Genomic DNA, 10,888 nt, shown 5'->3' on the forward strand with positions numbered 1-10,888 from the left:
TTAGTGCGTGCCGACACCCGCGTGCTTGTTCCTGCCGCTCATGAAATCTGCTACCAATCAATCTCTCGAACAATTTCAGCGTGGCTGCCGGCCTGAGGGGGAATTGCCCGCGACGGCGGCCCTGGCCGCCAGCCCCTTTTCGGTGCTGGCCTTTGATGCGGTGAACCAGGCGACGGATGAATCGGCCATGCTCTACCAGCGGCGCGACTTTTATAAAATCAGCTTGTACACGGGCGGCGCAACGCAAATTCAGTACGCTGGCCGCACCTTCCTCGTTGACCGGCCAGCGTTGATGTTCTACAACCCGCTGCTGCCCTTTGCCTGCCAGACGCTGGCCCCGCTGACTGGGTATTGCTGCCTGTTTAGCAACGATTTTCTGTACGGGGCCGACCGCACCGCCTCCTTACAAGAGTCGCCGCTATTCCGGCTCGGGGCCGACCCCCTGTTTTACCTTACCGCCGAGCAGACCGCGCACCTGACCCAGCTGTTCCGGCAGATGCAGGCCGAAGCCGCCTCCGACTACCGGCACAAGTACGAGGTGGTCCGCACTCATATTCAACTAGTAGTGCACGAGGCCTTGCGCCTGCGCCCCGAGCCTACCCCGGCACAACTGCCCACCGCTGCCAGCCGGTTGGCCGCCGATTTTTTGCGCCTGCTGGAGGAGCAGTTTCCGGTGGCTTCGCTGGCTGCTGCCGCGCCGTTGCATACGGCCCAGGCGTTTGCCGACGCGCTGCACGTGCACGTCAACCACCTGAACCGGGCCGTGCGCGACACGACCGGTAAGACGACCAGCACGCACCTGGCCGAGCGCATTGCCCACGAGGCCCAAACCCTGCTGCGCCACACCAGCCAGTCGACCGCCGACATCGCTGATAGCCTCGGGTTCACCGAAGCCAGCTATTTCAATTCGTTCTTCCGCAAGCACGCCGGCCTCTCGCCAAAATCATTTCGCCAGCAGCAGCAGTCCGTCTAGCGTTGACAGATGGCCAACTCCTAGCGCACGGCTGTCACCTCCATTTCTACCTTCAGGGAATCGTAGGCTAATACCTTCACTTCCACCATCGTCCCCGCCGCCTGGATGCTGTGCCGGGCTACCCAAGTGGTGAGCAGGTCGAAGCAATCGAATAGCTCGGCCGTGGCGGTGGTATAAACCGTGAACCGGATGATGTCGCGGCAGTGGTAGCCCGCCGCACTAATCACCTGTTCCACGTTGCCGAGCACTTGCCGCAATTGGGCGCTCATGTCGCCGGTGCTCGGCTGCCCGTCCGCGTCGATGGCGGCCTGCCCAGCGCAATAGAGCGTGGCGGTGGGCTGGGCGACTTCTACTGCCTGCACATACCCATTTTTTGCCTGCCATTGCCACGGGTTGATGATGCGCTTTTCCATATGTACTGGAGTGGGGGATATGGCGTTGCCGCTAGTTAAAACATTGTATTTTAAGTGTTTATCATATCGAATCCGGCCACAACGCGGGGCTGAGCTGGCGAAGTAGGCGCTAACGCCGCTCTGTTAAAAAAGCAGCACCACTTTCCCCTGGGTCCGGCGCGATTCCATGTCGCGCTGGGCGGTTTGCGCCTCGGCCACCGGGTAGGTTTGCACGGGTAGCTGGAGCTTGCCGGCCCGGAAGTAGTCGAGCAGCTCGGCCGTGGCCTCCCCGATTTTTGCCGGCTCGGCGAAGAGCGAGAAGCCGCGCACAACCTGCTTCTGCCCAATCAGCTGCTGCCCCGCCAGCCGGGTTGGTTCGCCACTGGCCTCCCCATAAATCACGCCGGTGCCCCCGGCCCCAAGGGTTTGCAGGGCCTCGGTACCTACTTTGCCCCCCACGGCATCGAACGAAGCGGCCACGCCCAGGCCGTCGGTGGCATCGCGCACCTGCTGCACCCAATCGGCCTCGGCGTAGCTCACTACTGCATCGGCCCCACTGGCCTGGGCGGCCGCTTTTTTGGCCTCGCTGCCCACGGCGGCAATCACGCGCTGGCCCCGGTTTTTGGCCACCTGCACCAGCAGCGAACCCACGCCCCCGGTGGCGGCTAATATCAGCACCGACGCGTAATCGCCCGTGTTGAGCAGGCCCACGGCCGTCGGGCCCTGCGACAGCAGGGCCGTGGCCTCCGCGTTGCCCAGCTCGGCCGGCAAGGAAATCACCTGGGCGGCCCGGGCCACCACGTACTCGGCGTAGCCACCGCTGGGCAGCAGGGCCATCACGCGCTGGCCCACCTGCACATCAGTTACGCCTTCGCCCAGGGCCTCGATGGTCCCGGCCACCTCGTAGCCCGATACGAAGGGCAGCGTGATGGGCCGATGACTGAGGCCCTTGCGCTGCAATAAATCGGCGTAATTCATCCCGGCGGCGGCTACTTTAAGCAGGACCTCGCCTGCTCCTGGCCGGGGCGTGGGCAAATCGACGACCTTCAACACATCGGCCTCGCCGTATTCAGAAAACTGCACTACTCTCATGGATTCTTGGCTTTAACTCGTGATTGTTTTTTTGAAGTTTGGGCGAAGCGGGCAGTGGTCGGGTTGGCAATTGGTTTTACTCAAGAAAGGATTACTAGCCCGCCCACTGCCCGTTTCGCCCCGCCGCTGCCGGTTTACTTGGACTCAATTCGGCCTAGCGGATTGGAGTTGCTCAGCAGCGCCTGGCTCGCCAGCTGCCAGCTGGTGTTCTCGGGGTAGAGCGCAGTGCGTAGGTAGGCGCCTGTGAGCCGGGCCACCAGGGCCACCCGCTCAGGGTTTTCGTCGGTCGTTTCCGCCGCGTCGTAGCCCGAAATGCCGCCCAGGCCGTGTTCGGCCTCGAACAGTGTCAGCAAGGATTTGGGGCTGGGGCTCAGCGCGTACGGGTCCGCGTGCCAGTCCGCCCCCCGCACCGTCAGGTGCGGGGATACGTCCTTGTCGCCCACCACCACAAGGGCCGGGGTAGTCATGTGGGCGAAGCTGGGATGCCGCAAAAACGGCACCCGCTCCGCCATCGTCGGGTTCAGGTCGGCCCCGCCGTTGCCGGGCGCGGCCAGCAGCACGCCCGCTTTGATGCGGGGCTCGGCCAGGCTCACCACCGTGCCGTCGGCCTCGGTGAGCTGCGCGCCCAGCAGCACGCTGGCCGTGTGCCCGCCCATCGAATGCCCCACGACGGCCACCCGGCTGTGGTCCAGACGCCCTTTCAGGGTCGGCACGGCCGCCTCGATATCCTCCAGCTGGTCGAGAATGCACGTCATGTCCTCCACGCGGGAGCGCCAGAACCAGGGCGCGCCCGGCGCGCTGGCAACGGCTGCATCGCCGCTGAGCGACTTGGAGCTCAAGTGCGTGGGCTGAATGACGACGAAACCGTGCGCCGCCAGGTAATGGGTCAGCGGGGCGTAGCCATTCAGCGAGGAAAGATGATTCGACCCGCCCTGGCCGTGCGAAAACAGCATGATGGGCAGGTTGCTCCCGGTGGCGGGCGCGGAAATGCGCACCTGCAGGTCCACGGCGCGGCCGGGAGCCGGCAGCACCACCGGGCTGATGGAAATGACCGGCGTGGGCGCAACGCCCGCCCGAGCGGATTCAGTTTGAGTTGCCATGCTATTAGGAATTTATAGGACTGACTACCAGGGAATTTCACCCGTCACGGGCGTGTTCTCCTCGCTGATAAACCTGCCCGTTGGGCCATCATCGCCCACCAGCACGTATTTCGCTATCCGGGTCCCGGCCTCTGCCACGGTGCCGGTGCCGCGGTGGTTGTTGAAGTCGGTGGCCGTGAAGCCGGGGTCCACCACGTTAACCCTAAAGGGCGTCTCGCGCAGCTCGTAGGCCAGCACGATGGTGTACATGTGCAGCGCCGCCTTCGAGGACGCATACAAAGCCCCCTTGTGGTTATAGTATTTCCAGGTAGGGTCGCTGTTCAGCGTCAGCGACGCGCCGCTGGAGCCCACGTTGACGATGCGGGGCTGGGGCGACTTCCGCAGCAGGTCGATGAACGCCTGGGTAACCTGCACTACGCCAAATACATTGGTGGCGAACACCTCCTGAAAGGCGGCGGCCCCGGCTTCGAGCGCCGCCTGCGGCATGCCGCCGGTGATGCCGGCGTTGTTGACGAGGGCGTCGAGCACGTCGGTTTTCTGGCCGATTGCCTGCCGGGCAGCGTGTATCGAAGCGCTGTCGGCCACGTCGAGCTGGATGGGCTCGACTTGCGAGAGCCCTTCGGCGTGCAATTGGGCCACGGCATGCCGGCCTTTTTGCAGGTCGCGGCTGCCGAGGTACACGTAATAGCCGGCGCGTAAAAGCTGCCGGGCGGTTTCCAGGCCAATGCTTTTGTTGGCGCCGGTGATGAGTGCTTTTTTCATACCACAAAGCTACCGGGGCTCCCAGGCGCGCTTCCGGTACATTCGGCGGTACTACGGGTACATTTCCCGGTTGCTGGCCCGGTACCCGGCCGGGGTGAGGCCGGTGCCGCGCTTGAAGAAGCGGCTGAAGTAGGAAGCATCTGCAAACCCGAGGTCGAAGGCAATTTCCTTCACCGACTGCGGGGTATGAAACAGCAGGCGGCGGGCTTCGAGCACCAGCCGCTCCTGAATGTGGGTAATGGCCGACTTGCCGCTCTGCGCTTTCACTACCTCGCTCAGGTGCCCGGCCGAAACGTGGAGCAGCGAGGCATACGCGCCCACCTCGTGCCGCTCGCGAAAGCCTTCCTCAATTTTGGCCCGGTAGGTATTCAGCAGCAGCTTCTCGACTGATGGCTCGGTGTCGGGAAACTGCTCGGTGTAGAGCCGGCTCAGGTAGGTGAGCAACACGGCCAGGTGGGCCGTCAGCATGCGCTGCTGCCACTCGCCGGGGCGGTGGTATTCGGCTTCAAGCTTGCCCAGCAGCTCCTGCACGAAGGCCACATCGGCCACCGCTAGCAGCAGCTCGTGGTGGTTGTGCCGGTTTTGCAGCAGCGGCAGCTCCGCCAGGGACGTGTGCTGGTTCAGGGCCAGGAACTCCGGGGTAAACGCCAGGCTAGTCCCCCACATCGGCCGGGCCTCTTCCTTGACCATGAGCTGGCCCGGCACCGTGAAATACAACGTGTTGTCTTTCATCACGTAAGGCACCATGTCCACCCAGTGCCGGCAGCCACCGCGCCACACAAACGCCAGCACATAATACTCCTTGCGGTGCGGCACCAGCAGGTCCGCCTGGTGGGCCAGCCCGCCTTCCCCCCGCACCAGCTGAAACAGGTTGCTGCCGGTGGTGCCTGCCGGCGGCTTCAATGGATAAACCGGCGCGTGCTGTTCGGGGAGAAGCGTGGGCATAACCTAAATATACATGCTTGTAAAAAGGTACGGTGGCGGAGTGGTCGGGTTTGCCGGCAATATAATAGGTGCGTGTTCTTCTAGACGCTCACTAATTGAGATGAATAGCCACTAACCAATGTGTGCCGACGGCCCGTTGGCAGCCAGGGCCTGTTATTCGCTTCCTACGGGGACGCAGTTTGATTTCCTTAGCTTTGTGCATGGCTTCAACCACTTTACTTCCGGCTATTTCGCCCACTTCTGGTAGCGTGGGAGCCGCCGCCGCACCTCTGCCGGCCCTCGTCGCGTCGGGCCAGTTCAACCTGTACGCCCGCGAGCAATTCCGCACGAATAAACTTACCTTTGGCCGGCGCGACTACTACAAGATTTCCCTGGTTACGGGCAGCAGCCGCTACAACTACGCCACCAGGGGCGTGCTGATTGAGCGGCCCGCACTGGTCTTCTCCAACCCGCTGATTCCCTACTCCTGGGAGCCGGTTTCGGAGGAGCAGGGCGGCTATTTGTGCATGTTCACCGAGGAGTTTCTCATCGCCAGCGACCGCGCCGCCAGCTTGCAGGAGTCGCCGCTGTTCCGGCTCGGCAGCGACCCGGTGTACTTCGTGGATGAGACGCAATACGCCGACTTGAGCCACATCTTCGGCAAGATGAGGCAGGAGCTGAATTCGGGCTACGTGTATCAGCAAGAAGTGATACGCAACTACCTGAACCTGCTTATTCACGAGGCCCTGAAGATGCAGCCCCAGGCCACTTACTACCAGCACCCTAACGCCGCGAGTCGCATCGCGACCCTGTTTCAGGGGCTGCTGGAGCGGCAGTTTCCCATCGACTCGCCTACCCATGGGCTGCAACTGCGCACCCCGGCCGACTTCGCCCGCCAGCTTTCGGTGCACGTCAACCACCTGAACCGGGCCGTGCGCGCGCTCACCGGCAAGCCTACCTCCGCGCTGATTGCCGAGCGCATCATCGCCGAAGCCAGGGCCCTGCTCCAACACACGAGCTGGAGCACCGCCGAAATCGCCTACGGGCTGGGCTTTGCCTACCCCACCTACTTCAACAACTTCTTCAAAAAGCAGACCGGCACTTCCCCGTCGGCCCTGCGCGCCGCGCTGGGCCAGCAACAAGCGGCGCTGGGAGTACCGGCGGTTTGAATTGCTTATACTTTCGTTTGAATCCCGTTAGGGGCCCGGTTGGGGTCGGGGGACCTTTGTGCTGTTCAATAACTCCTCCAACAACCCCTTCTCACGAAGTATGGCCGCATTCCCCACCGCGCCCACCCAAAGCGGGCCGGAACAGAGCGGTCAATAGGGCTGCTCAAAACCAGAACTTATGGAAAACACTATGCTACCGATACCGGCCAAAAATGCCGCGGGCATCAACGGAACAATCCGGGCCCACCACCTGGGCCTGTGGACGTTTGACTTCGAGGGGACCATCGCCTGGTACACCGAAAAACTGGGCTTCCGCTTAATCAAGCAGGTTACCGTGGGCGGCAACTTGCAGCTCGCCTTCCTGGCCCCGGCCAACGACGACAATTTCTGGCTGGAGGTGCTAAGCTATGGTCCCGCTGACGCGCCCCAGGGGGTTCCGCAACCCATCGTGTCGGGCTTCCAGCACCTGTGCCTTTCGGTCGAAAACGTGGACGAAACCCTGGCAACCCTGCGCGAGCGTGGGGTTCGGGTAGTGCGGGAGCCGTTCGACGTGCCGCCCATTGGCAAGCGTTGCGGCTTCGTGGCCGACCTCGACGGCAACACGCTGGAGTTCATGCAGAATATCGGGTAATGGCTGGCAGCCAAGCGGTGAATAAACGCCCCTTTTTTGGTGCTGCAACGGCACCGAAGAAGGGGCGTTTGCGGTCTCGGACACGTTCCCGCCGGTGCCGGCTTGGGCGTCAGCCGTCGTGGCCCAGCGGCCGGTTATCAGCAGGATATCGGCTTGGCCGATTTATCCAATTACGTGAGTCAGCGGGCCGCCACCTTTGTGCAATCAACCAACCGGATTGCCCCCATGAACCAACCTTTGATAAAGTGGAATTCCTCGCCAGCGGCGGCCCCACTGAGCGGCGCGCCCACCCCGTACGTGCTGAACCGGCAAACCGCCCCGGCCTTTTGGCTGGTGGGCACCCTGTGGCTGGTAATGGCTAGTGGCCGGCAAACCGGCAACCGGCTGAGCCTGCTGGAGCAGTTGATGCCGGCCGGGCTGGGCCCCGCCACGCACCGCCACCCTTGGGCCGTTGAGGGGTTTTACGTGCTGGAAGGTACCTGCTCATTCAACGCCCAGGGAAAGACTGTAATGGCGGGGCCGGGCACCTTCGTGCTGCTGCCTCGGTGCTTGCCCCATAGCTTTTCCGTCGATTCGAGCCAGGCGCGGGTACTCAACTGCTATACCCCGGCTGGCTTCGAGCTGGTGGTGATGAGCCTGGGGCAGCCCGCCCTGGAGCGGCGGATGCCCAGCATGGCTGAGAGTGCCCCAACCCACAGCCACGAGCAAATTCAGATTCTCTCGGCCCTGTATGGCCAGGAGGCCGTTACGGCGCTGCCCTTCCTCGGCCCCCCATCGCCGGAACTGCTGGTTACCCAGGACAGTGACACCGGCCACGGCGCGCTGCGCGTGACCACCGCCGCTGAGGCCCAAAGCACCGTGCTTTTCGGCCTCAGCTGGTACCCGCTAGTCACCGCCGCCGATACGGAAGGCACCTACGACCTGTTTGAGGTAGCGGCTCCCGCCGGGGCCGGGCCCCCGTGGCAAATTAGCCAGCAAGACGAGGCCCTTTATGTGCTCGCGGGCACCCTGCTGCTCCACCTGGATGGCCAGCAGCAGCGGGTGGCGGCCGGCAGCTGGGCGTATTTCCCCGCCGGCACCTCGTTCCGGTGGCACGCGGAAGACGTGGCCGCGCGCCTGCTCGTGTTTCATCTGCCGGGGGACGCTGGTGGGTCTTCTGCTCCGGGGTTCCCAGCTGGCTAGGGTCTGGGCCACAGGTGCTTACTGCTCGGGCGGCAGTGGCGGGCTTAGCTGAATGAACCGGTCGTGGCGGTGCTGGTCGAGTTGGCGGGGCGTGGCGCCGGTGTGCTTTTTGACGTCGCGGATGCCGTGCGACTGGTCGTAGTAGGCCCCCACGGCGTACAGGTCGCCGGGGCGGAGCTGCTGGGTGGCCGCGTAGCTGCGCAGGATGTCGGCGTAGGTTTTGAGCGAAAGTCCGAACTGGCGCTGGAAATAGCGGTTGACCGTGCGCGCCGACCAGCCGGCCGCCGCCGCCAACTGGCTGACGGGCAGCGTCCCGTGGCTGGCATACAGGGCCGCAAACAGCGCCCGCGGCGCTGGGGCCGGGTGCCGGGACGCAGCCCAGTCGCCCACGCGCCGGGCGAGGTCGGCCAGGTCGTGGGCCGCCAGCAGGGCGGGACCGAGGCCCTCGGTGAGCGGGAGCGGGCGGGTAGCATTCAGCGGGAGCTGGCTGGGGCAGAGAAACTCCACGGCCGGCAGCTTGAAGCGCACCCCTAGGAGCGTCGTGGCGGCGGGCAGCCGTATCTCGAAGGCGTGCGTCCACACCCCCGATAAAATCAGCTCGGGTTCCTGATTCGGCTGCCGCTGTAGCAGGAGCTTGCAGCAGCCATCGGTCAGCACGGTAAAGGCCTGGGGCGTGAGTCCGGGGTTGGCCATCTGCCAATAGGCATCCACCAGGTCCGCTTCCGGCCCGCACGCGGGCTCAATCAGGTAGTCCAGCTGTAAAAAGGCTTTGCGGACGCTCATGCGGCTGTCAGTTAAAATGGCGACCTCCCAATCCGCCCCAAAGTAAGGCCTTCCGCCCAAACCGTTGCGCTGGGCGTGGGCGCGCCCGCGCCCCGGCCTTCCGCCGCTGCTGACCGATTTATCCAATTATCCGGCTGACTACTGCCGGACCTTTGGGGTATTCACCGCCTGGCGCACCGCTCCTAGTGGAACGCGCCTCTTCATCACCTTAACCAACTTGCCAAATGCTTCACCACCAGTCCGTACTCGCCGAAACCCTGGACCTCGCCTACGATGCGCAGGGCAGCGGCCCGACCTACCTCTTACTGCACGGCGGCGCGGGACCCGCCTCCATGGCCGGCTTGGCCGCCGCCTTGGCGCAGCGGGGGCGCGTTATTCTGCCTACTCACCCCGGCTTTGAGGGGCAGCCCCGGCCCGGTTGGCTGCACAGCATTCCGGCCCTGGCCACGGCCTACCTGGCCCTGTTGGAGCAGCTCGACTTGCGCGAGGTGGTGGTGGTGGGCAACTCGGTAGGCGGCTGGCTGGCGGCCGAGCTGGGCCTGCGGGCCTCGCCGCGCCTGGCGGCCCTCGTGTTGCTCAACGCCGTGGGCCTCGACCCCACGACCGCGAGCGGCCCGATTGCCGACCCTATGGCGCTGCCCCCGGCCGCGCGCGCCGCCGCAGTTTTCCACGACCCGGCCCGCTACGCGCAGGCCCCCGCCACGGCCGAAGCGGCCGCCACCATGGCGGCCAACCAAGCCGCGCTGCGCGCCTACGCGGGCACCCCCTTCATGCACGACCCGGCATTGCGCACCCAGCTACCAGAGTTGCGGCTCCCGACCCTGGTGCTCTGGGGAGCCAGCGACTGCCTGGTAACGCCCGCCTACGGCCGCCAATTCGCGGAGCTGATTCCGCAGGTCCGCTTCGAGCTAGTCAACGCGGCCGGACACATGCCGCAGATTGAGCAGCTCGACGACGTGTTGGAGCAGATTCGGCAATTTCAGGAGTCCCGCTAGACCCTGCCGTGCGGATAGGCTTTTTCGAATCGCTCCACAGTCCACTGGACTTACGACACCTGTATCTCTTGGCCGAAGACGCAAATGAAACCTTAGCCGCCCCGCACGAGGGCGGGGCCTAGCTCACTCAGGACCTGTTCAGCGTGTCGTTCATCGGCAAGTATTGCCGCTTCATGGCCGACCCCCACGGCAGCACACTGGAATTAATTCAACTCATTGATTAATAGGCTTTTGTTAGCTTCGAGGCTACAACAAGAAACCTGCGCGACCAACCGGAAAAACCGTTGGTCACGCAGGTTCGCCAGCGGGCAGTTGCTACCAGCCTTATTTCGTCAGTCCTAATGTTCCCACCAGCGTAATTCCCGCGCTGAAGTTGTTGAGTTGGTTAACGGCTACCGGGAGCTGTCCGTTTTTGAAGTAACGCTGATAGCCAGCCACTGCTTCCAGCGCAAAATACTTGTTCAAGTGGTAGCCAATACACGCCTCGGCCCCTGCGGTGAAGAACATCGCATGGGCTTTTTTTGCCGTTCGGTTGGCATAGCCACCGTTCCATCGCGCCACGACATGCGACCGATGCCCCAATTAATGGTCAATTCGCTCATGTTAAGTCTACTGCTTTACCGATAGCACGGGAAAGAAGGCAGGTGCTGGTTGAGTTAGTGACGCAACGCGATACCGAGGGCACTTAAATGCCTGGGTGGTGGTCTAAGTGAGGATGATATTACGGTTATGGCAATCAATGCTAATTTGGTGGTGGTGGTGGTGGTCTAAGTGAGGATGATATTACGGTTATGGCAATCAATGCTAATTTTAATACGTGCGGTGTGCATTTTCAGGCATTTGCTGAAGGAGCAACTTTTGCGCACCAGCACCCCGCACCGATGG

The 10,888-nt window shown here is 63.4% G+C and carries 12 protein-coding genes; 5 read left to right on the forward strand and 7 right to left on the reverse strand.

Features of this window, described 5'->3' with window-relative positions:
- The first annotated feature begins 40 nt into the window (after window positions 1-40).
- Window positions 41-973 carry a helix-turn-helix domain-containing protein gene (locus QMK33_RS15410; RefSeq protein WP_283565499.1) on the forward strand — a complete coding sequence of 311 codons (933 nt, stop codon included), beginning with the start codon at window positions 41-43 and terminating at the stop codon, window positions 971-973.
- Between the two features lie 20 nt (window positions 974-993).
- On the opposite strand, the gene QMK33_RS15415 is transcribed toward QMK33_RS15410, so the two are convergent.
- The 5 genes from QMK33_RS15415 to QMK33_RS15435 all read right to left on the reverse strand — a co-directional run bounded on the left by QMK33_RS15415 (window position 994) and on the right by QMK33_RS15435 (window position 5,264).
- The gene (locus QMK33_RS15415) at window positions 994-1,386 is read right to left on the reverse strand and encodes a RidA family protein (protein WP_283565500.1); all 393 of its coding nucleotides are present in this window, start codon (window positions 1,384-1,386) and stop codon (window positions 994-996) included.
- A gap of 123 nt (window positions 1,387-1,509) precedes the next feature.
- Window positions 1,510-2,448 (reverse strand): quinone oxidoreductase family protein, encoded by a 939-nt coding sequence (locus QMK33_RS15420; RefSeq protein WP_283565501.1) that lies wholly within the window; start codon window positions 2,446-2,448, stop codon window positions 1,510-1,512.
- Window positions 2,449-2,591: 143 nt separating this feature from the next.
- Window positions 2,592-3,557 (reverse strand): alpha/beta hydrolase family protein, encoded by a 966-nt coding sequence (locus QMK33_RS15425; RefSeq protein WP_283565502.1) that lies wholly within the window; start codon window positions 3,555-3,557, stop codon window positions 2,592-2,594.
- Between the two features lie 24 nt (window positions 3,558-3,581).
- A complete protein-coding gene (locus QMK33_RS15430; protein WP_283565503.1) occupies window positions 3,582-4,319 on the reverse strand; it encodes an SDR family NAD(P)-dependent oxidoreductase in 738 nt (245 codons plus the stop codon).
- 51 nt (window positions 4,320-4,370) lie between these two features.
- Window positions 4,371-5,264: a helix-turn-helix domain-containing protein gene (locus QMK33_RS15435; RefSeq protein ID WP_283565504.1), complete on the reverse strand. Its 894-nt coding sequence runs from the start codon at window positions 5,262-5,264 to the stop codon at window positions 4,371-4,373.
- Window positions 5,265-5,464: 200 nt separating this feature from the next.
- Between QMK33_RS15435 and QMK33_RS15440 the strand changes: the two genes are divergently transcribed.
- The 3 genes from QMK33_RS15440 to QMK33_RS15450 all read left to right on the forward strand — a co-directional run bounded on the left by QMK33_RS15440 (window position 5,465) and on the right by QMK33_RS15450 (window position 8,225).
- Complete coding sequence (locus tag QMK33_RS15440; protein ID WP_283565505.1) at window positions 5,465-6,412, forward strand: helix-turn-helix domain-containing protein; 948 nt, start codon at window positions 5,465-5,467, stop codon at window positions 6,410-6,412.
- Between the two features lie 178 nt (window positions 6,413-6,590).
- The gene (locus QMK33_RS15445) at window positions 6,591-7,043 is read left to right on the forward strand and encodes a VOC family protein (RefSeq protein WP_283565506.1); all 453 of its coding nucleotides are present in this window, start codon (window positions 6,591-6,593) and stop codon (window positions 7,041-7,043) included.
- A gap of 225 nt (window positions 7,044-7,268) precedes the next feature.
- Complete coding sequence (locus QMK33_RS15450; RefSeq protein WP_283565507.1) at window positions 7,269-8,225, forward strand: cupin domain-containing protein; 957 nt, start codon at window positions 7,269-7,271, stop codon at window positions 8,223-8,225.
- An 18-nt stretch (window positions 8,226-8,243) separates the two neighbouring features.
- On the opposite strand, the gene QMK33_RS15455 is transcribed toward QMK33_RS15450, so the two are convergent.
- Window positions 8,244-9,008: a helix-turn-helix domain-containing protein gene (locus QMK33_RS15455; RefSeq protein WP_283565508.1), complete on the reverse strand. Its 765-nt coding sequence runs from the start codon at window positions 9,006-9,008 to the stop codon at window positions 8,244-8,246.
- 224 nt (window positions 9,009-9,232) lie between these two features.
- On the opposite strand from QMK33_RS15455, the gene QMK33_RS15460 reads away from it, so the two are divergent.
- The gene (locus QMK33_RS15460; RefSeq protein ID WP_283565509.1) at window positions 9,233-10,003 is read left to right on the forward strand and encodes an alpha/beta fold hydrolase; all 771 of its coding nucleotides are present in this window, start codon (window positions 9,233-9,235) and stop codon (window positions 10,001-10,003) included.
- Between the two features lie 324 nt (window positions 10,004-10,327).
- Here the strand turns inward: QMK33_RS15460 and QMK33_RS15465 are convergent, their stop codons facing one another.
- Window positions 10,328-10,564, reverse strand: coding sequence for a hypothetical protein (locus QMK33_RS15465; RefSeq protein ID WP_283565510.1), 237 nt, complete (start codon window positions 10,562-10,564; stop codon window positions 10,328-10,330).
- Between the last annotated feature and the right edge of the window lie 324 nt (window positions 10,565-10,888).

The sequence above is a fragment of the Hymenobacter sp. H14-R3 genome, from assembly GCF_030063445.1.
In the GTDB taxonomy this organism is placed as follows: Bacteria; Bacteroidota; Bacteroidia; order Cytophagales; family Hymenobacteraceae; genus Hymenobacter.

Coding starts and splice junctions, on each gene's coding strand:
- QMK33_RS15410 (WP_283565499.1), top strand. CDS start 41: ATGAAATCTGCTACCAATCAATCTCTCGAACAATTTCAGCGTGGCTGC.
- QMK33_RS15415 (WP_283565500.1), bottom strand. CDS start 1,386: ATGGAAAAGCGCATCATCAACCCGTGGCAATGGCAGGCAAAAAATGGG.
- QMK33_RS15425 (WP_283565502.1), bottom strand. CDS start 3,557: ATGGCAACTCAAACTGAATCCGCTCGGGCGGGCGTTGCGCCCACGCCG.
- QMK33_RS15430 (WP_283565503.1), bottom strand. CDS start 4,319: ATGAAAAAAGCACTCATCACCGGCGCCAACAAAAGCATTGGCCTGGAA.
- QMK33_RS15435 (WP_283565504.1), bottom strand. CDS start 5,264: ATGCCCACGCTTCTCCCCGAACAGCACGCGCCGGTTTATCCATTGAAG.
- QMK33_RS15440 (WP_283565505.1), top strand. CDS start 5,465: ATGGCTTCAACCACTTTACTTCCGGCTATTTCGCCCACTTCTGGTAGC.
- QMK33_RS15445 (WP_283565506.1), top strand. CDS start 6,591: ATGGAAAACACTATGCTACCGATACCGGCCAAAAATGCCGCGGGCATC.
- QMK33_RS15450 (WP_283565507.1), top strand. CDS start 7,269: ATGAACCAACCTTTGATAAAGTGGAATTCCTCGCCAGCGGCGGCCCCA.
- QMK33_RS15455 (WP_283565508.1), bottom strand. CDS start 9,008: ATGAGCGTCCGCAAAGCCTTTTTACAGCTGGACTACCTGATTGAGCCC.
- QMK33_RS15460 (WP_283565509.1), top strand. CDS start 9,233: ATGCTTCACCACCAGTCCGTACTCGCCGAAACCCTGGACCTCGCCTAC.